The 20612-nt window shown below is 61.5% G+C and carries 18 protein-coding genes and 1 other RNA gene; 3 read left to right on the forward strand and 16 right to left on the reverse strand.

The window, feature by feature from the left end:
• Nucleotides 1–51: 51 nt before the first annotated feature.
• From HJB89_RS00235 to rimP, 10 genes are all read right to left on the reverse strand, one after another.
• Nucleotides 52–1068 (reverse strand): class I SAM-dependent methyltransferase, encoded by a 1017-nt coding sequence (locus tag HJB89_RS00235; RefSeq protein WP_221132947.1) that lies wholly within the window; start codon nucleotides 1066–1068, stop codon nucleotides 52–54.
• A gap of 132 nt (nucleotides 1069–1200) precedes the next feature.
• Nucleotides 1201–3339, reverse strand: coding sequence for a polyribonucleotide nucleotidyltransferase (gene pnp / locus HJB89_RS00240; RefSeq protein ID WP_221148645.1), 2139 nt, complete (start codon nucleotides 3337–3339; stop codon nucleotides 1201–1203).
• 357 nt (nucleotides 3340–3696) lie between these two features.
• The gene (rpsO, locus tag HJB89_RS00245) at nucleotides 3697–3966 is read right to left on the reverse strand and encodes a 30S ribosomal protein S15 (RefSeq protein ID WP_007634179.1); all 270 of its coding nucleotides are present in this window, start codon (nucleotides 3964–3966) and stop codon (nucleotides 3697–3699) included.
• 153 nt (nucleotides 3967–4119) lie between these two features.
• Nucleotides 4120–4971 carry an alpha/beta fold hydrolase gene (locus tag HJB89_RS00250; protein WP_207582406.1) on the reverse strand — a complete coding sequence of 284 codons (852 nt, stop codon included), beginning with the start codon at nucleotides 4969–4971 and terminating at the stop codon, nucleotides 4120–4122.
• Nucleotides 4972–5070: 99 nt separating this feature from the next.
• Complete coding sequence (truB, locus tag HJB89_RS00255; RefSeq protein ID WP_207582407.1) at nucleotides 5071–6003, reverse strand: tRNA pseudouridine(55) synthase TruB; 933 nt, start codon at nucleotides 6001–6003, stop codon at nucleotides 5071–5073.
• 13 nt (nucleotides 6004–6016) lie between these two features.
• Nucleotides 6017–6421: a 30S ribosome-binding factor RbfA gene (rbfA, locus tag HJB89_RS00260; RefSeq protein WP_164006026.1), complete on the reverse strand. Its 405-nt coding sequence runs from the start codon at nucleotides 6419–6421 to the stop codon at nucleotides 6017–6019.
• A 159-nt stretch (nucleotides 6422–6580) separates the two neighbouring features.
• Nucleotides 6581–9337 carry a translation initiation factor IF-2 gene (gene infB / locus HJB89_RS00265; RefSeq protein ID WP_207582408.1) on the reverse strand — a complete coding sequence of 919 codons (2757 nt, stop codon included), beginning with the start codon at nucleotides 9335–9337 and terminating at the stop codon, nucleotides 6581–6583.
• 101 nt (nucleotides 9338–9438) lie between these two features.
• Entirely contained in the window at nucleotides 9439–10137 is a 699-nt protein-coding gene (locus HJB89_RS00270; protein WP_207582409.1) for an RNA-binding protein, read from the reverse strand.
• Entirely contained in the window at nucleotides 10134–11735 is a 1602-nt protein-coding gene (gene nusA, locus HJB89_RS00275) for a transcription termination factor NusA (protein WP_207582410.1), read from the reverse strand. The genes HJB89_RS00270 and nusA overlap by 4 nt, the downstream gene beginning before the upstream one ends.
• Nucleotides 11736–11794: 59 nt before the next feature.
• Nucleotides 11795–12400, reverse strand: coding sequence for a ribosome maturation factor RimP (rimP, locus tag HJB89_RS00280; protein WP_012559489.1), 606 nt, complete (start codon nucleotides 12398–12400; stop codon nucleotides 11795–11797).
• Nucleotides 12401–12644: 244 nt separating this feature from the next.
• Here rimP and HJB89_RS00285 point away from each other — a divergent pair, with 244 nt between their 5' ends.
• On the forward strand, nucleotides 12645–14276 hold the full coding sequence (locus tag HJB89_RS00285) for an MFS transporter (protein ID WP_221148646.1): 1632 nt from the start codon (nucleotides 12645–12647) through the stop codon (nucleotides 14274–14276).
• An 8-nt stretch (nucleotides 14277–14284) separates the two neighbouring features.
• Complete coding sequence (locus HJB89_RS00290; RefSeq protein ID WP_221132953.1) at nucleotides 14285–14740, forward strand: GNAT family N-acetyltransferase; 456 nt, start codon at nucleotides 14285–14287, stop codon at nucleotides 14738–14740.
• Between the two features lie 6 nt (nucleotides 14741–14746).
• Here HJB89_RS00290 and HJB89_RS00295 read toward each other — a convergent pair whose 3' ends face one another.
• Nucleotides 14747–15985, reverse strand: coding sequence for a lytic murein transglycosylase (locus HJB89_RS00295; protein WP_221132954.1), 1239 nt, complete (start codon nucleotides 15983–15985; stop codon nucleotides 14747–14749).
• An 11-nt stretch (nucleotides 15986–15996) separates the two neighbouring features.
• Nucleotides 15997–16602 carry a recombination mediator RecR gene (gene recR / locus HJB89_RS00300; protein ID WP_003589338.1) on the reverse strand — a complete coding sequence of 202 codons (606 nt, stop codon included), beginning with the start codon at nucleotides 16600–16602 and terminating at the stop codon, nucleotides 15997–15999.
• Nucleotides 16603–16659: 57 nt separating this feature from the next.
• On the opposite strand from recR, the gene HJB89_RS00305 reads away from it, so the two are divergent.
• On the forward strand, nucleotides 16660–17277 hold the full coding sequence (locus HJB89_RS00305; protein WP_221148647.1) for an MOSC domain-containing protein: 618 nt from the start codon (nucleotides 16660–16662) through the stop codon (nucleotides 17275–17277).
• 55 nt (nucleotides 17278–17332) lie between these two features.
• Here HJB89_RS00305 and HJB89_RS00310 read toward each other — a convergent pair whose 3' ends face one another.
• The 4 genes from HJB89_RS00310 to ffs all read right to left on the reverse strand — a co-directional run bounded on the left by HJB89_RS00310 (nucleotide 17333) and on the right by ffs (nucleotide 20524).
• A complete protein-coding gene (locus HJB89_RS00310) occupies nucleotides 17333–17893 on the reverse strand; it encodes a hypothetical protein (RefSeq protein ID WP_221116475.1) in 561 nt (186 codons plus the stop codon).
• Nucleotides 17894–18158: 265 nt separating this feature from the next.
• Entirely contained in the window at nucleotides 18159–18482 is a 324-nt protein-coding gene (locus tag HJB89_RS00315; RefSeq protein WP_003571208.1) for a YbaB/EbfC family nucleoid-associated protein, read from the reverse strand.
• A gap of 22 nt (nucleotides 18483–18504) precedes the next feature.
• The gene (locus tag HJB89_RS00320; protein ID WP_221148648.1) at nucleotides 18505–20382 is read right to left on the reverse strand and encodes a DNA polymerase III subunit gamma/tau; all 1878 of its coding nucleotides are present in this window, start codon (nucleotides 20380–20382) and stop codon (nucleotides 18505–18507) included.
• 45 nt (nucleotides 20383–20427) lie between these two features.
• Nucleotides 20428–20524, reverse strand: an RNA gene (gene ffs / locus HJB89_RS00325) — signal recognition particle sRNA small type.
• Nucleotides 20525–20612: the final 88 nt, after the last annotated feature.

Genomic DNA, 20612 nt, shown 5'->3' on the forward strand with positions numbered 1-20612 from the left:
CGGCCTTTTTTGTTTCGATTGATGAAAGGGGAACGGTTCGAGCCCTAACCCTTACTTCTTCGCCCACAGCACCTTAAAACGGGCGTTGCGGCAGGTTTCACCGCTTTCCCTGAAGTTCGCCGCCAGAACCGGCTCGTAGGGCAGGCCGCGATTGGCGACGAGCATCAGGCGGCCGCCGCCGCGAAGCGCTGATGCGGCAGTCTTGATCATTGCCTGGCCGAGAGCCGGATCGGCGGCGTGCCCTTCGTGGAAGGGCGGGTTCATAATGACGAGATCGTATTTGTCCTTGACCGGCTCTCCCGCCAGATCATGCCAGAAAAAGCGCGCAGGCGCTTTCGGGCAGTTCTCCGCCAGATTATCCCTCGCAGCCTCCAGAGCCGCGTGATCGGCCTCGTAGAGGTCGAGGCGGGTCAGTCCGCGCGACTTCTGCGCCATCTCGACGGAGAGATAACCCCATCCGGCGCCGAAATCCGCAACGTCGCCGGTAAAATCCTGCGGCAGCCGCGAGGCGAGCAGTTCCGACCCGGCATCGATCCGGTCATGCGAGAACATGCCGGCGGTCGCATGGAATCGGCCGTCGACGCGCACCGGCGCCTTTACCAGCTTGGAGACGATGTCGTCGCCATCGGCAGGGCGGCCGAACCAGAAGGCTACACCGTGATATTTCGGCATATGGTCGATTGCGAGGTTGAAACCTTCAAGGCGCTTGCGCAGCGGCTGGATGCCGTCTTCCTTGGCGCCGGCAACGACGATCAGGCCGCCGACCCGCGTGCGGGCGATTGCCGCGGCGAGATTGGCCTCGTTCTCGCCCTTGTGCTTCGTGCAGAGCACCAGGGCGGCATCGTAGTCCTCGCCGTCGATCTCGGGCTTTGCTTCGATCCGCTGCGCCAGCAGCTGCCGGTAGAGCGGCCGGAAGCCCTGGACGGCGCTGAGCGAGGCGGCAAAGCCGTCCGGCAGCGCAAAGCCGGCCTCGGCGCCGAGGAAGAGCACGCGCTCGCCCTCACTGGGCACCGCGACTGTGTCGCTGGCAAAGGGATGGAACAGGGTCTTCAGCGTCTCGCGGCTCATGGGTCTCGTCTCGTTAAAAGCATGTCGCGCAAAGGTGTTGAGCGGTTTTGCGACCACGACATGCGCAAAACCAGGATACAAAAAGGGCGCGGAAGCATTCCCGCGCCCGGAATTAAATCTGGAAGGCGCGGCTTATTCGGCCGCTTCTTCCTTCTTCTTCTCGTTCGGGATCTCCTGGCCGGTGGCCTGGTCGACAACCTTCATCGACAGGCGAACCTTGCCGCGTTCATCAAAGCCGAGCAGCTTGACCCAGACCTTGTCGCCTTCCTTGACGACGTCCTGCGTCTTGGCAACACGCTCGGAAGCGAGCTGCGAGATGTGGACGAGGCCGTCGCGGGCGCCGAAGAAGTTGACGAAGGCGCCGAAGTCGGCGGTCTTGACGACCGTGCCCTCGTAGACCTGGCCGATCTCGGGCTCGGCAACGATCGAGTGGATCCACTTGCGCGCCGCTTCGATCTCCTTGCCGGAGGAGGAGGCAATCTTGACGGTGCCGTCGTCCTCGATGTTGATCTTCGCGCCGGTCTTTTCGACGATTTCGCGAATGACCTTGCCGCCGGAGCCGATGACTTCACGGATCTTGTCGACCGGGATGTTCATGACTTCGATGCGCGGAGCGAATTCGCCGAGCTGGCCGCGGCTTTCGGTGATGGCCTTGGACATTTCGCCGAGAATGTGGGCGCGACCGCCCTGGGCCTGGCCAAGGGCGACCTTCATGATCTCTTCGGTGATACCGGCGATCTTGATGTCCATCTGCAGCGAGGTGATGCCGTCGGCGGTCCCTGCAACCTTGAAGTCCATATCGCCGAGGTGGTCTTCGTCACCGAGAATGTCGGAGAGGACGGCGAAGCGATCGCCTTCCAGGATCAGACCCATGGCGATACCGGCAACCGGCTTTGCCAGCGGAACGCCGGCGTCCATCAGAGCGAGCGAAGTACCGCAGACGGTCGCCATCGAGGACGAGCCGTTCGACTCGGTGATTTCGGAGACGACGCGCAGCGTGTAGGGGAACTGCTCAGGCGTCGGCAGCATCGGACGTATCGCGCGCCATGCGAGCTTGCCGTGGCCGATTTCGCGGCGGCCCGGGGAGCCCATGCGGCCGGTTTCGCCAACCGAGTAGGGAGGGAAGTTGTAATGGAGCAGGAAGCGCTCCTTATACATGCCCGTCAGGCTGTCGACATACTGCTCGTCTTCGCCGGTGCCAAGCGTGGCAACCACGATCGCCTGCGTTTCACCGCGGGTGAACAGCGCTGAACCATGTGTGCGCGGCAGGAGGCCGACTTCCGAAACGATCGGACGAACGGTTTCGAGGTCGCGGCCGTCGATGCGGCTCTTGGTGTCGAGGATGTTCCAGCGAACGATCTTCGCCTGCAGATGCTTGAAGACGGCGCCGATGACTTCGGCGCTGTACTTGGGCTCGACGCCCTCGGGGAAGAAGTGAGACTTAACCTTTGCCTTGACGGCGTCGACGGCTGCATAGCGATCAGCCTTCTGGGTGATCTTGTAGCCTTCGCGCAGTTCAGCTTCAAAATGCTTGAGCATTTCGGCTTCGAGTTCGGAATGGTCTTCCGGCTGGAAATCACGCGGTTCCTTGGCGGCAACTTCGGCGAGCTTGATGATCGCGTCGAGAACCGGCTGGAAGCCCTTGTGGCCGAACATGACGGCGCCGAGCATGACGTCTTCGTTCAGTTCCTTGGCTTCGGACTCGACCATCAGCACGGCGTCGTAGGTGCCGGCGACGACGAGGTCGAGGCTCGATTCGTCCATCTCGTCGAGATGCGGGTTGAGAACATATTCGCCGTTGATGTAGCCGACGCGCGCGCCGCCGACCGGGCCCATGAAGGGAATGCCGGAGAGCGTGAGCGCTGCAGACGCAGCAACCATCGACAATACGTCGGGATCGTTTTCAAGGTCGTGCTGAACGACGGTCACGACGACCTGCGTGTCGTTCTTGTAGCCTTCCGGGAACAGCGGGCGGATCGGGCGGTCGATCAGGCGGGAAACCAGCGTTTCCTTTTCAGACGGACGACCTTCGCGCTTGAAGTAGCCGCCGGGGATCTTGCCGGCTGCGTAGGTCTTTTCCTGATAGTTGACCGTCAGCGGGAAGAAGTCCTGGCCGGGCTTCGAAGCCTTGGCGGAAACGACGGTGGCGAGAACCACGGTTTCGCCATAGGTGGCGAGAACCGCGCCGTCGGCCTGACGGGCTATCTTGCCGGTTTCGAGCTTCAGCGGGCGGCCGGCCCACTCGATTTCGACTGTGTGGGTATTAAACATGACTTGTCCTTCAATGCGGGAGCACGCGCCATCGCCGATATCAAGGCGCAGCGCACAGTCGACCGCAAATAATGTGACGTATCACGGGCAAGACAACGGGAGGCTTTTCATCCTTGGTTTCCTCGATAAATCCGAGGGTCCCTGAGAAAACCAAGCCAAAGCCTCGAGAAGCCTTGGCCGAAAGCATCCGGCAATCCTGCCCCATGACAGGTCAACGGTTGGTTTGGCAGAACCGGCCCATCCGGGTCCGCCGGTCTTTTCCACCGCTTGAAGATAGGGCGCGGCTGGAACATTTCATCGGGAACCATGTCCCGAAACAGATCCGGCGGGCACTTGGAAAGCGCCCGCCGGACAATCTTAGCGGCGGATACCCAGGCTGGAAATCAGCTTGGAATAGCGGCCTTCATCCTTCTTCTTGAGATAATCAAGAAGCGAGCGGCGGCTCGAAACCATCGTCAACAGGCCACGGCGGGAATGGTTATCCTTCTTGTGGTCCTTGAAGTGTCCGGTCAGGTTGTTGATGCGTTCGGTCAGGATCGCGACCTGGACTTCCGGAGAACCGGTATCGCCTTCGACGGTTGCGTATTCCTTGATCAGCGCAGACTTGCGCTCAGCAGTGATCGACATCGGGTGATCCTTTCTAAGAGAGGAGATAAAGGTCGCCAAAAGCCGGGATGTCGTCCAGCTTTGGCCGTGAATGCGAGCAGGCGAACCTGACGCTGGCGCTGCCTATAAACCAAATAAGCAGCGATGGAAAGAGGGGAGCTCCCGCGGCGGTTTTCAGCGGCCCGCCATGGCCTCCCGGATCATTGCATCGTAACCTGCGGGATCCTGCAGCATGGCGAAATGGCTGGCGTCTTTCAGGATCACGAGCTTTGCGCCCGGAATTTCTTTGGCCATCATCTCCGTATGGTCGAGCTTCACGGCTTCATCATGGTCGCCGATGGCGAGCGTGACCGGTATCGTGATCTTTCCAAGGTCCGCCGCCGTCCAGGCCGGCTGTGTCGCCCACATCTCGGAAATCTGGGTGACGAAGGCATCATATTCGTTCGGCGTCGGCGACAGCTTCCGGTACTGTTCACCGGCGACGTTGATGTAGTCGTTGAAGGTCTTGTTTCTCAAGACGTCAGGCTTGACGCCGTCGGTGGTGACATTGGCGGCCTGCGCAATGACGCGCGTCAGCTTTTCCGGATGTTTCATCGCCATGTCGATGCCGATAATGCCGCCGTCGGACCATCCCACCAGCGTCACCTTGCCGATCTGCAAATGGTCGAGAAGCGCGGCATAATCCGATGTCATCAGATCGTAGCCGAAGGGCTGTCGGCTGCGCGTCGAGCGCCCATGTCCGCGGCTGTCGGCAACGATGACCAGATGATCCTTGGCAAAATCGGCGATCTGATGACCCCAGACCTCGGCATTTCCAAGACCTCCATGGATGAAGAGGATCGGGTCGCCTTCACCATATTCGGCGTAATACATCTTGATGTCGTTCACATCGGCCATGCCGCTCGTCTTCGGCACGGGCATTGCAGGAAAGGCCGGGAGCTCGGCCCAGCGCTCGGCGGATTGAGCGCCGGCAACAGTCAGGAACATCGAAAAGAACGTCAGTATGCCGATAGTGGTTGCGCGCATAATCATCCCCTTGTCGGGCCGCCATGGCCCTTCGGGCCGCCACGGCCCGAAAGGAAGATATCGCATCGCTAACGCCTGACAATCGTTAGCTGTACAGACTCAGCCGAAAACCCGCTTCGGGCGAAACTCGCCCTGGCCGATCTCGCCGATCGCAATCAGCCTGCCGCGGGCCGTCGCATAGGCTTCGCTTTCGGCAACCGGCGCATCGCGGCCACGCACGAGGATCGGGTTGCCCATCTTCAGCCGGTGCGCCTGATCGTCGTTGATGACGAGATGGGGCAGGGCGGAAAGCGCCTCGCAGGTGTTGATCAGCAGCGCATCGAGGGCGGCAAGCCGCTCGTCCATATCCTCGATTGCCTCCAGCGCCACAAGGTCTGCGAGCGGCACCATGGCCTCTTCCGCGAACGGCGCGACGAAGGTGCGCCGCAGCCCGGACACGTGGCCATAGCAGCCGAGCTCCCGGCCGAAATCGCGGGCGAGCGCCCTGACATAGGTGCCCTTGCCGCATTCGACTTCGAAATGCGCGGTATTGGCATCCGGGCAGGCGAGCAATGTCAGCCGGAAGATATCGACTTCGCGCGAGGGGATCTCGACAACTTCGCCTTCGCGCGCCAGATCATAGGCGCGTTCACCCGATATCTTGATCGCCGAAAACTGCGGCGGCACCTGGCTGATGGTGCCGATATAGCTGGCTAGGATATCGCGGATCTGCTGTTCGCTCGGGCGTTTGTCCGAGCTTTCGGTCACGTCGCCCTCGAGATCGTCCGTCGCGCGTTCCTCGCCCCAGCTGACCGTGAATTCATAGATTTTGCGGCCGTCCATCACATAGGGAACGGTCTTGGTCGCATCGCCGAGCGCGATCGGCAGCATGCCGGAGGCGAGCGGATCGAGCGTGCCGGCATGACCGGCCTTCTGCGCCTTAAAGAGCCACTTGATCTTGGAAACGGCTTCCGTCGAGCCGAAATCCACCGGCTTGTCGAGGATCAGCCAGCCGGAAATCGGCCGGCCCTTGGGTTTGCGTGGTTTGGACATGCGTCTCTTCTGTTTATTGTTCGTCATTATCGCCGTCGAGGTCGCGTTGCACCTCGGGCGAACGCAGCAGCTCGTCGATTTTCTTGTAGTTGTCAAAGCTGGTATCGTCGCGGAACCGCACCTCCGGCATGTATTTCATCTGCCGAAGCTGTTGCCCGAGCCTGCCGCGGATATACCTCGCATTACGGTTCAACGCCTCGATGACGATGCTGTGGTCGGAAACGCCGAGCGGTGTCACATAGGCGGTGGCCATCTTGAGGTCGGGCGACATGCGCACTTCCGAGATCGAGATCACGGTCGCTTCGATGACGTCGTCGCGCACTTCGCCGCGCTGCAATACCTGGGTGATCGCGGCGCGAACCTGTTCGCCAACGCGCAGCATGCGCTGCGAAGGCGCGGAAGAAGTCGATCTGGTCATTGTTATCTCTATTTGCCGATGCGGCTGGGAATCGAACCCGTCAAAGGAGAGCGTCCATGACTCTTTTGGCAGAAAAGGTCAAGTCGCAGGTACCCGAAAGCCATCCGCCGGCTGGCGAATGGCTTTCGGAAGGCTGATGCTGCGCTCAGCCGCAGCGGTTTAGAGCGTGCGCGTGATATGTTCGACGCGGAAGCACTCGATGACGTCGCCGGCGCGCATATCCTCGTAGTTTTCGAAGGCCATGCCGCACTCCTGGCCCATCGGCACTTCGGACACTTCGTCCTTGAAGCGCTTGAGGGTCTTGAGCTTGCCTTCGTGAACGACGACGTCGTTGCGGATGAGGCGGACGCCTGCGCCACGCTCGACCTTGCCTTCGACGACACGGCAGCCTGCGACCTTGCCGACCTTGGTGATGTTGAACACCTCGAGGATTTCGGCATTGCCGATGAAGGTTTCGCGTCGTTCCGGAGACAAGAGGCCCGACATCGCTGCCTTCACGTCATCCACCAGGTCGTAGATGATGTTGTAGTAGCGGATTTCGATGCCTTCGCGCTCGGCGAACTGACGTGCCTGCGTATTTGCACGAACGTTGAAGCCGATGATGGCCGCGTTCGACGCTTCGGCGAGCGAAATATCCGACTCGGTGATGCCACCGGCGCCCGAATGGACGATGCGGGCGCGGACCTCGTCGGTGCCGAGCTTCTCGAGCGCGCCGGCAATCGCTTCGATCGAGCCCTGCACGTCGCCCTTGATGACCAGCGGGAACTCCTTGATGCCGACGCTCTGGCGCTGCATCATCATCTGTTCCAGCGAACCGCGCTGTCCCGACTGGCGGGCAGCCGCCTTGTCACGGGCAAGACGCTGGCGATATTCCGAGATTTCGCGGGCGCGGCTTTCGCTTTCGACGACGGCGAACTTGTCGCCCGCCTGCGGCGTACCGGAAAGACCGAGAACCTCGACCGGGGTTGCCGGACCTGCTTCCTTCACATGGTCGCCCTTGTCGGTGACAAGCGCGCGCACGCGGCCCCAGACGTCACCGGCGACGATGATCTGGCCCGGACGCAGCGTGCCCTTCTGGACAAGCACGGTCGCGACCGAACCACGGCCGCGATCGAGCTGGGCTTCGATGACGGTACCTTCAGCAGTCCGGTTCGCATTGGCCTTGAGATCGAGAATTTCCGCCTGCAGCAGGATCGCCTCGAGCAGCTTGTCGAGGTTCTTGCCGGTCTTTGCCGAAACTTCGACGTCGAGCACTTCACCGCCCATGGATTCCACGAAGACTTCGTGCTGCAGCAGCTGATTGCGCACCTTCTGCGGATCGGCTTCGTGCTTGTCGACCTTGTTGATCGCAACGATGATCGGAACACCGGCCGCTTTGGCGTGGTTGATCGATTCGATCGTCTGCGGCATCACGCTGTCGTCGGCTGCGACGACCAGGATCGCGATGTCGGTCGCCTGCGCACCGCGGGCACGCATTGCCGTGAAGGCGGCGTGGCCGGGCGTATCGATGAAGGTGATCTTCTGACCGCTCTGCTCCACCTGATAGGCGCCGATATGCTGCGTGATGCCACCGGCTTCGCCGGAAACCACGTTGGCATGACGGATGGCGTCGAGCAGTGAGGTCTTGCCGTGGTCGACATGGCCCATGATGGTGACGACGGGCGGGCGCGAAACCAGTTCGCCATCCTCGTCGGACACGTTGAAGATACCAAGTTCGACGTCGGATTCCGACACGCGCCTGACCGTATGGCCGAATTCGCCGGCGATGAGTTCGGCAAGGTCGGCGTCGATGACGTCGCCCGGCTTCATCATCTGGCCTTCCTTCATCAGGTACTTGATGACGTCGACAGCGCGTTCGGACATGCGCTGCGACAGTTCCTGAATGGTGATGGTCTCTGGCAGAACTACCTCGCGGGAGATCTTCTCGCGGGTTTCCTGCATCTGACCGCGGCGGAACTTCTCCTGCCGGCGGCGCATCGCCGAGAGCGAACGCCCGCGGGCATTGTCGTCGCCGTCGACGTTGGCAGTGGAGATCGTCAGCTTGCCGCGACGGCGCTCTTCATCCGTCTTCGGACGCGTGGTGACCGGCTTTGCCGGTTCCGGGCGAACGACACGGCCACGGACCGGACCACCGCGCGCGGCACCCCGATCTTCTTCTTCCTTTTCGTCGCGACGGCCGCGAACGGCGCCGGGAACGGCAGCGCCCGCTGCCGGACGGGCAGCAGCCGGTGCTCCGGCCGCATCGGGCCGGCGCACAGCTGGTGCCGACGATGCGGTTTGCTGCGGCTGTGGGGCGTCGGCGCTTGCCTCGGCCGGAGCCGGTGCCGCGGCTGCTGGTTCAGCAACGGCGGCGGGCGCCTCAGCCTGTCGGATAGCGTCTTCAGCGGCCCTGCGGGCAGCTTCTTCTGCTTCGGCTGCCTTACGGACAACCTCTTCGGCGGCACGGCGCTTTTCGTCCTCGGCGCGGCGGATCGCATCCTGGGCGTCACGCGCCTGGGCGTCGGCAAGCGCACGGCGGCGGGCGTCCATTTCCTCCGGCGACAGATGGTTCAGCACTACCGGACGCGGACGATCGTTCTGGCGCGGCGCCTGGTGGGACTGCTGCGGACGTTGGTTCGTCTGGTTGTTGTTGCCCTGCTGGATCCGCGGTGCCGGCGTCGGCTGCTGCGGGCGCGCCTGCATAGGCGCAGGCGCCGGTTCGGCAGCACGCACAGGGGCCACCGGAGCGGCAGGTGTGATCGGCTTTTCGTCTTCCGGGCGCATCGGGCGCCGCTTGCGGGTCTCGACGACAACCGCCTTGGTGCGACCTCGACCCATATCCTGGCGAACGGTGCCCTGGCTCATCCCCGATGGTTTCAGGGTAAGCGTCTTTTTGCCCGTCACGCTGATTGTCTTGTCGTCGTTACTATCGGTCATTCGTTCCCGTTCCTTCGGACAGGGAGCGATGACTAGATCAGACCCTGTCGTTCAATACTGTCGATCAATGAGGATGCGACCGGCCGATGCCGGTGACCGCCTCATTGTTTTTGCCGGCCAGCGCCGCCCGCTGCTGCCCGGGACTGACCGCCAATACGGTACTGTTCGAGCATCTTTGCGCGCTTCACTACACCCTCACCCGCCTGCCCTGCAAGCACTGCGGCATGGATAAAAGCATTCTGACCCATCAGGCCTTCCATTTCGCTCTCCGAGAAGAGACGGAAGGAAGGTATCTCCTCCTCGGTCTCCATTCCGAGGTGCCAGGCCTTGCGGGCCTGGTCGATTTTTCGGACGCCGTCGTCCGCTGCATCAGTCGCATGGAACACCGCAAGCGCTGCCCCGCTTCTAACTGCGGCATCCACTTTCGAGGATCCGCTGACGAACTGGCCGGCTTTCCGCCCCATGTTCATCATCTGCATCAATTGCGCCGCGAGCAGCCGATCGACGCTCGCGCCGAGATCGTCTGCCGCCTTCACATCCATTTTCAGCGCGCGGGCGAAGAGTTTCTTCGCCACCGCCCTGTCGACCAGCGACCGGTCGATCTTTACCCAGCATCCGCGTCCCGGAAGCTCGCGCTTCAGGTCGGCGACAATAGTTCCATCGGGAGCGGCAACGAAGCGGATCAGCTCTTCCGGCGATCCGCTTTCGCGCGTCACGATGCACATGCGTCCGTTCACGTCATAACCTGCAAGATCGTCGTCCTCATCAGGGAGAGCGTCCGGCTCATGCGCGGTCATCATACTTCCTGTTCGGCTTCGGCGACCTCTTCTTCGGTCCCCTTAGCCAGGTCCTCTTGCGTGATCCAGCCGGCCGAAAGGCGGGCCTGGACGATCATCTGTTCGGCCTCGACGCGCGAGACGTCGAACTTCGAGAACAGGCCTTCGAACTTCTTCGTTTCGCCGTTCTTGCGTTCCGTCCAGCCGACGAGGTCGTCGGCGGCACAACCGGCAAAGTCCTCGATCGACTTAATGCCGTCTTCGCCGAGCGCCACCATCATCTGGGCGGTGATACCGTCGATTTCGCGCAGCTCGTCCTGAACGCCGAGCGCCTTGCGCTTCTCGTCCATCTCGGCTTCGAGACGCTCGAGGAATTCGCGGGCACGCTGCTGGATTTCCTGCGCCGTCTCTTCGTCGAAACCGTCGATCGAGGAGATTTCGTCGAGATCGACATAAGCCAGTTCTTCGACCGCTGCAAAGCCTTCAGAGGCCAGAACCTGGCCGACCATTTCATCGACGTCGAGCGAATCCATGAACAGGTTGGTACGCTCGTTGAATTCCTTCTGGCGGCGTTCCGATTCCTCGGCCTCCGTCATGATGTCGATGTCCCAGCCGGTCAGCTGCGAGGCGAGCCGGACGTTCTGGCCGCGGCGGCCGATCGCAAGCGACAGCTGCTCGTCGGGAACGACGACTTCGATACGCTCGGCATCCTCGTCGAGAACGACCTTGGCGACTTCGGCCGGCTGCAGGGCATTGACGACGAAGGTCGCCGGGTCCTGCGACCACGGAATGATGTCGATCTTCTCGCCCTGGAGTTCGCCGACGACGGCCTGAACGCGCGAGCCGCGCATACCGACGCAGGCGCCGACCGGATCGATCGAACTATCGTTCGAGATCACGGCGATCTTGGCGCGCGAGCCCGGATCGCGGGCGACCGACTTCACCTGGATGATGCCGTCGTAAATCTCGGGCACTTCCATGGTGAACAGCTTCACCATGAACTGCGGATGCGTACGCGACAGGAAAATCTGCGGGCCGCGCTGCTCGCGACGGACATCATAAACATAGGCACGGACGCGATCGCCATAGCGGACGTTTTCGCGCGGGATCATTTCGTCGCGGCGGATGATGCCTTCGCCACGGCCGAGATCGACGATGACATTGCCATATTCGACGCGCTTGACGGTGCCGTTGACGATTTCGCCGACGCGATCCTTGAATTCGTCGAACTGGCGGTCGCGCTCGGCTTCACGCACCTTCTGCACGATCACCTGCTTGGCGGACTGTGCGGCGATGCGGCCGAAATCCATTGGCGGCAGCGGATCGGCGATGAAATCGCCGAGTGCGGCGTCCGGGTTGCGGTCGCGGGCAAGCTCCAGCGGGATCTGCGTCGAATAATCCTCAGCCTTGTCGACAACTTCGAGCAGGCGCTGCAGACGGATTTCGCCGGTCTTCGGATTGATATCGGCCCGGATGTTGGACTCGGTGCCGTAACGGGAGCGTGCCGCCTTCTGGATGGCGTCGGCCATTGCGGCCAGCACGATCTCGCGGTCGATGACCTTTTCGCGCGCCACTGCATCTGCGATCTGCAGAAGTTCGAGCCGGTTCGCACTGACTGCCATTGTCTTGTTTCTCCGTCTTTACTCCAGGGTTCCCGTCCCTGTAGCGGTCTGTTGATCGGTTATTCCTGGTCGTCCGCTTCGTTCTGGTTGGCGGCCTCGGCTTTCGCCAGCTTATCGGCGCGCAACGCGTCGCGGATCAGGTCGTCGGTCAGAATGAGCTTCGCATCGCTAAGCGCCGTGAAGGGAATGGTGACCTTCTGCTCTTCCCCGTAAGCGACCTGGTCACGCTCGAGCGTGAAACCATCGACGCCTGCTTCGACGATCTTGCCGCGGAAGCGCTTGCGATTGTCGATCAAGATCGACGTCTCGCATTTCACAAGGTGGCCCTGCCAGCGGACGAAATCGGATTTCCGCACCATCGGACGGTCGATGCCGGGCGAAGACACTTCGAGATGATACTCTTTATCGACCGGATCTTCCACATCGAGGACAGGAGAAATCGCCATCGAGACTTCTTCGCAGTCCTGAACCGTCATCGTCCCGTCGTTGCGTTCGGCCATCACCTGCATCGTCACGCCGTTCTGGTTCAGCATGCGGACGCGGATAAGCCGGAAGCCGATGCCGATGAGGACAGGTTCGATAATATCGGCAAGACGCTGGTCGAGCCCGGTTTCGGTAATCAGCCGCGGCTCAAGTTCGTTGCCTGCGTTTGTCATGTCCGACAAGCGGTGCGCTCCTCGCAATTTCATGCTTTTTAGGGATCGCGCTAATAAAAAAGAGCGGGTCCTTGCGGCCCACTCTTCATCAAGCGATCAAGAATTTGAGAGCCATATAGTCGGGTTTTTCCGAAATTGCAAGGTCTGCGGCTGATTCCGCCAATTCGTGTCGGGTGACGTCGGTGGGCCTATGGCCAGCGCCGATCTTGCGCATATATTGCCGTTGCGGCGCAACAACAAAAGCGGAGAAATCGTGGCCTACACTTCGTCGACATTGGCGCCCCTTCGGCACGATACCTACCGCACCATCTGGTTCGCCAGCCTGTCCTCGAATTTCGGCGGCCTGATCCAGGCGGTTGGTGCTGCCTGGATGATGACGACGATCAGCGCCTCGGAGGATATGGTCGCGCTGGTGCAGACCTCGACGGCGCTGCCGATCATGCTGTTTTCGCTGATATCGGGTGCGCTCGCCGACAATTACGACCGCCGGCGGGTCATGCTGACGGCGCAATGCATGATGCTGACGGTTTCGGCTCTGCTGACGATCTTCGCCCTTCTCGGCTGGATCACCCCCTGGCTGCTGCTCTTCTTCACCTTCCTGATCGGCTGCGGCACAGCACTCAACAATCCCTCCTGGCAGGCCTCGGTCGGCGACATGGTGCCGCGCGCCGATCTGCCGGGCGCCGTCACGCTGAACAGCATGGGTTTCAACATTACCCGCAGCGTTGGGCCGGCGATCGGCGGCGTCATCGTTGCCGCAGCCGGCGCCGCTGCAGCTTTCGCAGTGAACACCGTAAGCTACCTCGCGCTGATCTATGCCCTGCTGCGCTGGCGGCCGAGCACGTCGGTCTCGACTCTGCCGCGGGAGGCGCTCGGCAGCGCCATCTTCGCTGGCCTGCGTTATGTCTCGATGTCGCCCAATCTCGAAAAGGTTCTCCTCAGGGGACTGCTCTTCGGCATCGGCGCCAGCTCGATCCTGGCGCTGCTGCCGATCGTCGCGCTCGATCTCGTCGGCGGTGGCCCGCTGACCTATGGTTTCATGCTCGGCGCCTTCGGCATCGGTGCGATCGGCGGGGCGGTGCTGAATGCGCGACTGCGCCAGATGCTTTCCAGCGAGATGATCATCCGCCTGTCTTTCGCCGGCTTCGCGCTGAGCGCCGTCATCGCCGCCTTCAGCCCAAGCGCTGTCCTTACCTCTGCCGGGCTGCTCGTCTCCGGCGCTTGCTGGGTTTCCGCACTTTCGCTCTTCAACACCATCGTCCAGCTTTCGACGCCGCGCTGGGTGGTCGGCCGCGCGCTGTCACTCTACCAGACCGTCACCTTCGGCGGCATCGCCGGCGGCAGCTGGCTATGGGGTATTGCCGCCGATCGATACGGCGTCGCCGATGCGCTGCTGATGTCATCGACCGTCATGCTGCTCGGCATCGTGATCGGCATGCGTTTTTCCATGCCGGCCTTCGCCTCGCTCAATCTCGATCCGCTGAACCGCTTCACCGAGCCGGCCCTCAGTCTCGACATCACGCCGCGCAGCGGCCCGATCGTCATTCAGGTCGATTATGAGATCGGAGATGACGACCTGGCCGAATTCATGGAGCTGATGGGCGAACGGCGCCGTATCCGCATCCGCGATGGCGCCCGCAACTGGGCGCTGATGCGCGATCTCGAAAACCCCGGACTGTGGACGGAAACCTACCACACGCCGACCTGGGTGGAATACATCAGACACAACCAGCGACGGACGCAGGCCGATGCCGAAAACACCGACAGGCTGCGTGCGCTTCACCGCGGCGAAGGTCCGCTGCATGTTCACCGGATGATCGAACGCCAGGCGATCCCGCCCGGCGACGATGTCTTCCACAAGGCGCCGATCGATCTGCATCATTGAGGCCAGGCATGCACAGTTTCAGGCTCGCCCGCCAGTCCGATCTCGCCGCCATCGTCCGGCTTCTGGCCGACGACGATCTTGGCGGCACCAGGGAAATCGTCGCCGACCCCGTCGATGCGCGGTATCTCTCGGCCTTTGCCGCGATCGAGGCGGATGCCAATCAGCTTTTGGCCGTTGCAATCGATGCGGCCGATCGGGTGGTCAGCTGCCTGCAACTGAGCTTTATTCCCGGCCTGTCGAGGATAGGCATGTGGCGCGGCCAGATCGAAAGTGTGCGTGTCGCAAGCGATCGTCGCGGCTCGGGCCTCGGCGCAGAATTCATCGAATGGGCGATCGCCCAATGCGCCGCGCGCGGCTGTGGCCTCGTGCAGCTGACATCGGACAAGACGCGGGCAGATTCGATCCGCTTTTACGAGAAGCTCGGCTTCGTCGCCAGCCATGAAGGGCTGAAGCGCACGTTCTGAAGCGGACTACTTCAGCTTGCCCTTCATCGTCGCTTCGGGAAAGCAGGTCGGCTTCATACCGTTTTTTGCCTGCCACTGGCCGATCGAACGCCGGGTCTTGTAGCCCGGCAGGCCGTCGGAACCGCCGACATCGTAGCCCTCCCGTTCCAGTGCCTTCTGCATGGCGGCGACATCCGAGCGCAGCATCTTGCCGACATCGCCCCATCGGCCTTGGAAGGCGCCGCCATTATCGGCGATCCGGTCGGCGAGATTACCGATGTAAAGCGCGTAGAGATCGGAATTATTATATTCCTTGATGATGTAGAAATTCGGCGTGACGACGAATTCCGGCCCGTCGCGGCCGGCCGGCACCAGCATCATGCCCTCAGCCTTCATTTCGCCCGAGGGGAAACCCTTGCCGGAGATGCGGTCGATGCCGAGCGAGGCCCAGTGCGACAGCGGCTTTGCGAGATCCGGCCCTTCCTGCGCGCAGGAGACCGCCTCCGGTATCGATACCTCGAAGCCCCAGTCGCGGTAGCGCTGCCAACCCTTCTTGACCAGGAAATTGGCGATCGAGGCGAGCGTATCCGGCACCGAGGTCCAGATGTTGCGATGGCCGTCGCCGTCGAAATCGACGGCGTATTTCAGATAACTGGTCGGCATGAACTGCGGCTGGCCAAGCGCGCCCGCCGACGAACCCTTGAAATCGGCGGGCGTCACGTCGCCGCCGTCGAGAATATGCAGCGCCGCCACCAGTTCGGTGCGGAACATCTCCTTACGCGTCGACATGAAAGCCTTGGTCGCCAGCACCTCGATCGCCGAATTCGGGATCTTCGCCGCGCCGAAGCCGGTCTCCCGCCCCCAGATGGCAAGCACGATCGAGCCCGGCACGCCATAGGTCTTCTCGATCCGCTTCAGCGTCGAACCGTATTGCGTGGCAAAGCCGCGCCCCGTTGCGGCAAGCCTCTTCAGATGGTCCTCGTTGAAATAGGGACCGGGCGAAGAAAATTCCGCCTGCGTCTGCTTCTGCTCCTTCGGCGGCGGGAAGCCGGGCGGCGCGAGATCGGGCAGGTTCCAGTTCAGCGTGATGCCAGAGAAAGCGGCCTGGAAGGTCTTCTCCGAAATGCCGTTTGCCCTCGCCTCGGGCCAGAGGTCCTTCTGCACCCAGCTTTCGAATTGCACCTCGACATCGGCTTTCGATGGGGCTGCGAGGGCGGGGAAGGGGAGGAGGGCGAGTGTCAAAGCAAGTGCGAATATCCGCGGCATAGATAAGCCTCTCATATCACCGTCCGCGCCCGAAGGGCCGCCGCAAGCGTGCCCTCGTCGAGATAGTCGAGCTCTCCGCCGACCGGCACACCGTGCGCCAGGCGGGTGATCTTCACCTCAAGCCCCTGCAACTGATCGGTGATGTAATGCGCCGTCGTCTGGCCCTCGACGGTGGCGTTGACGGCGATGATCAGCTCGCGGATGCCGCCTTCGCCGATCCGGTCGATCAGCCCGCGAATATTGAGATCGTCGGGCCCGATCCCGTCGAGCGGCGACAGCGTACCGCCGAGCACATGATAGGCGGCGTTCATCGCGCCTGCTCGCTCCAGCGCCCAGAGGTCCGATACATCCTCGACGACGATGATGATGGATTGATCGCGCTGCGTGTCGGTGCAGACTGTGCACGGATCGACCGTATCGACATTGCCGCAGCGCGAGCAGATCTTCACCTTGTCATAGGCCTCGCCCATCGCATTCGACAGGGGCCCTAGCAACTGGTCCTTCTTCTTGATCAGATGCAGTGCCGCCCGGCGCGCCGAGCGCGGCCCGAGGCCCGGCACCTTCGCCAAAAGCTGGATGAGTTTTTCGATTTCGGGGCCAGTGACTCGTTTTGCCATGCGCAGTTCTTAGCTGATATGCAGCGAAAACGGAATCGCGGAAGGATCGGTCGTCCCATGAAAATCCTGGCGCTGTGCATCGGCAATCCGGAAAGGCTGGCCGGCAAGAGCTACAAGACCGGCATCTTCAAACACGCCGTCAACGGCGCGGTGATGATCGATGCCGAAGGGCTGGTCGGTGATGCGATCTGCAACAGCAAACACCATGGCGGCGTCGATCAGGCTGTCTATCTGGAAGGCTCCGTCTGCCTCGACTGGTGGGCGAGGGAACTCGGCCATCCCATCAACCTCGGAACTTTCGGGGAGAACCTCGTAATTGAGGGCCTCGACAACCGACAAGTCGCGGTTGGCGACCGCTTCATGACAGGTGAATTGGTCCTCGAGGTCACCTCCTGCCGCATTCCCTGCGCCACATTCGCCGCCAGGATGAACGACCCGAAATTCGTCAAGCGATATACCCAGGCAGGCCGTCCCGGCATTTATTGCCGTGTAATCGCCAACGGAATTGTCGAAGCCGGCTTGCCGGTCGCGTACGCGCCTTTTTCCGGCGCCCGGGTGACGATGCCGGAAATGATGGAAACCTTCGGGCGCCAACTTTCGGTTGAAGATCGACAGCGTTATCTGTCAGCGCCCATTCATTACAAATTACGGTCAATGCTGGCTGCTCAAAGTTAGGAGTCGTATTCTCAGCGCGCTTTGTAATAGTTTCGCGGCGAGATGAGGAGCCCGGCTACGTGGGGCAAGCAACCCGTCGAAAGTAAGGCGGCAAGAGGAACTGACCTTCCCGTTCCTGCGGGGTTAGCAATGCCTTCCGTTCAACCTTGATGTCCAAGAAATTACTGCATCCCATTGAAATAGCAGTCAGAAAGCCGAATGCAACGTGCGATGATTCGTTACCTGTCATAATATCGGTGACGGGGATCGCAAGGGAGGTTACACCTTTCATATCCTTTTCATTTTCCTTGAAGCAGTGGTAAAGAGCCGAATTCGAGTCCTTCTTTTTGTTGGATTCCAAGTCTAACGTGCATATGCCGACAGCATCGCTGCATGTTACGGCACCATCGATAGACCAAACCAGTTTGGATTTTCGCCAAGTATCAAACCTGACTGGTGTCAGGTACCATTCGTGTTTGCCATCGCGCTCACTGTAGAAAACCTTGGTGTCGTCGCCCCCGCCAAATTGGTCGAACACATAAACAGGCTTACTGGGATCGCATTGATTTGCACTGACGGTCGTCGGCGCGAAGATAGTAACAGCAATAAAAACGCGAAAAACGCCGGCGATCTTCATGAAAAACCTTGTGAGATCTCTGAAACTACTGGCTGAAATATGAGAGCAATTCCAGCAAAACTATGGCGTGGTTTTGTGTCGGGAATTACTCGAAAAAAAGAGAGGCAATGCATGTCACTACAAAGGTATGCAGAGGCTCCACGATAACGACATGCGTCAAAACAATAAAAGCGCATCGCATGAATCAAATTCGATGCGACGCGCTTTGGAATATCTCCGCAATTCGAAAAAAACGGAAATGCCTTAAAGACCGAACTGCCTGCTATCAGAACGGCAGCTTGAAGCCGGGCGGGATGGGCAGGCCGGCGGTCAGCGCCTTGGTCTTTTCGGCGGCGAGCGCTTCGGCCTTGTCCTTCGCATCCTTATGGGCGGCGACGATCAGGTCCTCGAGGATCTCGACATCGTCTTCCTTGAACAGCGACGGGTCGATCTTCAAGCTCTTCAGCTCGCCCTTGCCGGAGATGATGACGGTAACGAGGCCGCCGCCCGCCTTGCCTTCGGCCGTGAGCTCGGCGATCTCCGCCTGCATCTGCTCCATCTTGGCCTGCATTTCCTTGACTTTGCCCATCATGCCCATGATGTCGCGCATCGTCTCGCTCCTTGTTGAAACTCTAGAACTCTATGTCGTCGCCAGGCAGGATGTCGCCTTCTTCGGATTCGGCGGCGGCCGGTGGCGTTGCCTCGCCTTCCTCGTCCGGTTCGGGCGCCCGCACGCGCACGTCGATGATTTTCGCGCCTGGAAAATGCGCCAGGATCGCTGCCACGTCAGGATCCTGACGAGCGTCGATGACGTGCTGTTCCCGGGTCCTGGCCTCCGCTTCCACCAGCGTCGGCTTGCCCTCTTCGCGGCTGAGGCTGACGATCCAGTGGATGCCGGTCCATTCCTTCAGCTTGACGGCAAGCTCGTTGAGCAGCGTCGTCGGCGCGCCCTCGGCCAGGCTGACGTCAAGGCGGCCGGGCTCGATCCGGACCGGGCGCACGAAGGTGCGCACCATCGCCTTCAACTTCGGATCGCGCTTCTCGGCGGCAAGATCGACGATATCGCTGACCGAGTTGACCTGGACGAGCGACTTTAGCGCTTCCGCCGGTTTCGTCTCGATTCGGCCGATAGGCATCGTCTCGGGCTGGCTGCTCGGCACCGCACGCAGCATTGCCACCGGCGCGGACGCCTGTGGTTTGCTCGGTGCGATTTCCGGCGCGCGTGCCGCGACACTGCTTTGATAGGGAACCCGCGTGCCGTTGCCGCCGCCACTGCCTGAAGGCGGGGAGGCGGGCCGCGGGCCGGCATTGTCGCCGGAAAATTCGGCAAGCCGCCGCGCCGCGTCTTCGGGCGCCGGCAGATGCGCGGCATGCGCCAGCCGGATCAGCACCATTTCGGCCGCACCTGCCGTCCGCGACGAGCCTTCCGTTTCCGGAATGCCCTTCAACAGCATCTGCCAGATGCGCGACAGCGTCGTTACCGCAACGCCCTTGGCGAATTCCGCCGCCTTGGTGCGCTCGACTTCGCTGAGCGAGGGGTCGTTCGCCGCATCCGGCACATATTTCAGCCGCGTCACCAGATGGGTGAAATCGGCAAGATCGGTCAGCACCACCACGGGATTGGCGCCGGCCTCGTACTGGCTCTGGAATTCGCCGAGGGCTGCGGCCACGTCGCCCTGGACGACATGCTGGAAGAGATCGACGATCCGGGCGCGGTCGGCAAGACCGAGCATCCCGCGCACGGCTTCCGCCTGCACGGCGCCGGCACCATGGGCGATCGCCTGATCGAGCAGCGACAGCCCGTCGCGCGCCGAGCCTTCGGCGGCACGCGCGATCATTGCCAGCGCGTCCGGTTCCGCCTCGATGCCTTCCTTGGCGGCGATCGTCGAAAACAGCCCGACGAGATCCGACGCGCTGATGCGGCGCAGGTCAAAGCGCTGGCAGCGTGACAGCACGGTGATCGGCACTTTGCGGATCTCGGTCGTGGCGAAGATGAACTTCACATGCTCCGGCGGTTCTTCCAGCGTCTTCAAGAGGCCATTGAAGGCCTGCGTCGACAGCATGTGCACTTCGTCGATGATGTAGACCTTGTAGCGCGCCGAAACCGGCCGGTAGCGCACCTGCTCGATGATCTCGCGGATATCGTCGATGCCGGTATGGGAGGCGGCATCCATCTCGATCACGTCGACATGCCGGCCTTCCATGATCGCCTGGCAGTGCTCGCCGGGCGTGCGAAGGTCGATCGTCGGCTTGTCGACATCAGCTGTCTTGTAATTCAGCGCTCGCGCCAGGATGCGCGCAGTCGTCGTCTTGCCGACGCCGCGCACGCCGGTCAGCATGTAGGCCTGGGCGATGCGGCCGGTCTCGAAGGCGTTGGTAAGGGTGCGGACCATCGGCTCCTGGCCGACCATCAGGTCCGTGAAATCCTTGGGGCGGTATTTGCGAGCCAGCACCCGGTATCCGGTGCCCGTCGAGGCGGCATCTTTTGATTGTCGCTCGGTGTCGCTCATCGCCCTGCTTGTCGCCCGGATCGTCGGGCACTTCGTGGAGAGAAGGTGGGAGGCTGGCACGATGACCCGTGCCGGGCTCGTTAGGGCTGCTTCCTTCCGGACCTGACCCGGTTGGCGAGTGGCTCGTCCACCACCAACCTCCCGAATGCACATATCGGCAATATCGTCATCAAAAGCAAGCCAACATGATAAAAAACTGCTAGTCGTTGGAAAAGACAGGAGGAATGCCC

The organism is Rhizobium sp. NZLR8, assembly GCF_019685025.1.
GTDB lineage: Bacteria > Pseudomonadota > Alphaproteobacteria > Rhizobiales > Rhizobiaceae > Rhizobium.

What these genes read in the sequence shown, in the direction of transcription:
- HJB89_RS00295 (WP_221132954.1), bottom strand. Translation starts at nt 15,985, where the DNA reads ATGCCGCGGATATTCGCACTTGCTTTGACACTCGCCCTCCTCCCCTTC.
- HJB89_RS00320 (WP_221148648.1), bottom strand. Translation starts at nt 20,382, where the DNA reads ATGAGCGACACCGAGCGACAATCAAAAGATGCCGCCTCGACGGGCACC.
- infB (WP_207582408.1), bottom strand. Translation starts at nt 9,337, where the DNA reads ATGACCGATAGTAACGACGACAAGACAATCAGCGTGACGGGCAAAAAG.
- HJB89_RS00315 (WP_003571208.1), bottom strand. Translation starts at nt 18,482, where the DNA reads ATGCGCGACATCATGGGCATGATGGGCAAAGTCAAGGAAATGCAGGCC.
- rpsO (WP_007634179.1), bottom strand. Translation starts at nt 3,966, where the DNA reads ATGTCGATCACTGCTGAGCGCAAGTCTGCGCTGATCAAGGAATACGCA.
- HJB89_RS00250 (WP_207582406.1), bottom strand. Translation starts at nt 4,971, where the DNA reads ATGCGCGCAACCACTATCGGCATACTGACGTTCTTTTCGATGTTCCTG.
- HJB89_RS00235 (WP_221132947.1), bottom strand. Translation starts at nt 1,068, where the DNA reads ATGAGCCGCGAGACGCTGAAGACCCTGTTCCATCCCTTTGCCAGCGAC.
- truB (WP_207582407.1), bottom strand. Translation starts at nt 6,003, where the DNA reads ATGTCCAAACCACGCAAACCCAAGGGCCGGCCGATTTCCGGCTGGCTG.
- HJB89_RS00270 (WP_207582409.1), bottom strand. Translation starts at nt 10,137, where the DNA reads ATGATGACCGCGCATGAGCCGGACGCTCTCCCTGATGAGGACGACGAT.
- recR (WP_003589338.1), bottom strand. Translation starts at nt 16,602, where the DNA reads ATGGCAAAACGAGTCACTGGCCCCGAAATCGAAAAACTCATCCAGCTT.
- HJB89_RS00310 (WP_221116475.1), bottom strand. Translation starts at nt 17,893, where the DNA reads ATGAAGATCGCCGGCGTTTTTCGCGTTTTTATTGCTGTTACTATCTTC.
- nusA (WP_207582410.1), bottom strand. Translation starts at nt 11,735, where the DNA reads ATGGCAGTCAGTGCGAACCGGCTCGAACTTCTGCAGATCGCAGATGCA.
- pnp (WP_221148645.1), bottom strand. Translation starts at nt 3,339, where the DNA reads ATGTTTAATACCCACACAGTCGAAATCGAGTGGGCCGGCCGCCCGCTG.
- rbfA (WP_164006026.1), bottom strand. Translation starts at nt 6,421, where the DNA reads ATGACCAGATCGACTTCTTCCGCGCCTTCGCAGCGCATGCTGCGCGTT.
- HJB89_RS00290 (WP_221132953.1), top strand. Translation starts at nt 14,285, where the DNA reads ATGCACAGTTTCAGGCTCGCCCGCCAGTCCGATCTCGCCGCCATCGTC.
- HJB89_RS00305 (WP_221148647.1), top strand. Translation starts at nt 16,660, where the DNA reads ATGAAAATCCTGGCGCTGTGCATCGGCAATCCGGAAAGGCTGGCCGGC.